This is a genomic window from Paenibacillus sp. MER 99-2 (genome assembly GCF_023714095.1).
GTDB lineage: Bacteria > Bacillota > Bacilli > Paenibacillales > Paenibacillaceae > Paenibacillus.
Genome location: NZ_JAMAUZ010000023.1, coordinates 1 through 731 on the forward strand (window position 1 = coordinate 1; position 731 = coordinate 731).

Annotated in this window: 7 tRNA genes; all 7 read right to left on the reverse strand. The window is 52.3% G+C overall.

Annotated elements, in window-relative coordinates:
* Window positions 1–50: 50 nt before the first annotated feature.
* The 7 genes from M3636_RS29030 to M3636_RS29060 all read right to left on the reverse strand — a co-directional run bounded on the left by M3636_RS29030 (window position 51) and on the right by M3636_RS29060 (window position 683).
* Window positions 51–126, reverse strand: a tRNA-Lys gene (locus M3636_RS29030).
* An 8-nt stretch (window positions 127–134) separates the two neighbouring features.
* A tRNA-Tyr gene (locus M3636_RS29035) sits at window positions 135–220 on the reverse strand.
* Between the two features lie 9 nt (window positions 221–229).
* Window positions 230–305, reverse strand: a tRNA-Phe gene (locus M3636_RS29040).
* Between the two features lie 19 nt (window positions 306–324).
* Window positions 325–402: transfer RNA gene (locus tag M3636_RS29045), tRNA-Asp, on the reverse strand.
* 9 nt (window positions 403–411) lie between these two features.
* Window positions 412–487: transfer RNA gene (locus M3636_RS29050), tRNA-Thr, on the reverse strand.
* A gap of 5 nt (window positions 488–492) precedes the next feature.
* Window positions 493–568, reverse strand: a tRNA-Val gene (locus M3636_RS29055).
* 43 nt (window positions 569–611) lie between these two features.
* Window positions 612–683 (reverse strand) — tRNA-Glu (locus M3636_RS29060).
* Window positions 684–731: the final 48 nt, after the last annotated feature.

A 731-nucleotide genomic window follows, 5' to 3' on the forward strand; every position in this document is an offset into this window, starting at 1 on the left:
CTAGATCCTAAGTCTAGTGCGTCTGCCAATTCCGCCACACGCGCATATAATGGTGAGTCATGAAGGGCTCGAACCTTCGACACCCTGATTAAAAGTCAGGTGCTCTACCAACTGAGCTAATGACTCATGAAAACTGGTGGAGGATGATGGATTCGAACCACCGAACCCGTACGGGAGCAGATTTACAGTCTGATGCGTTTGGCCGCTTCGCTAATCCTCCAGGATTACATGGTGGCTCGGGACGGAATCGAACCGCCGACACGAGGATTTTCAGTCCTCTGCTCTACCGACTGAGCTACCGAGCCTTATTTGATTAAGAATTAATGGCGGAACCGACGGGATTCGAACCCGCGATCTCCTGCGTGACAGGCAGGCATGTTAGGCCAACTACACCACGGTTCCAAGCATTAATGGTGCCGGCGAGAGGACTTGAACCCCCAACCTACTGATTACAAGTCAGTTGCTCTACCAGTTGAGCTACACCGGCGTATATGGTGGAGGCTGAGGGGATCGAACCCCCGACCCTCTGCTTGTAAGGCAGATGCTCTCCCAGCTGAGCTAAGCCTCCATATTGGGATTCTCATCCCTCATTAAAACATTAGGTATTGCTATGACCCGTAGGGGATTCGAACCCCTGTTACCTCCGTGAAAGGGAGGTGTCTTAACCCCTTGACCAACGGGCCTTAATGGCTCCCCGAACAGGGCTCGAACCTGTGACAACTCGATTAACA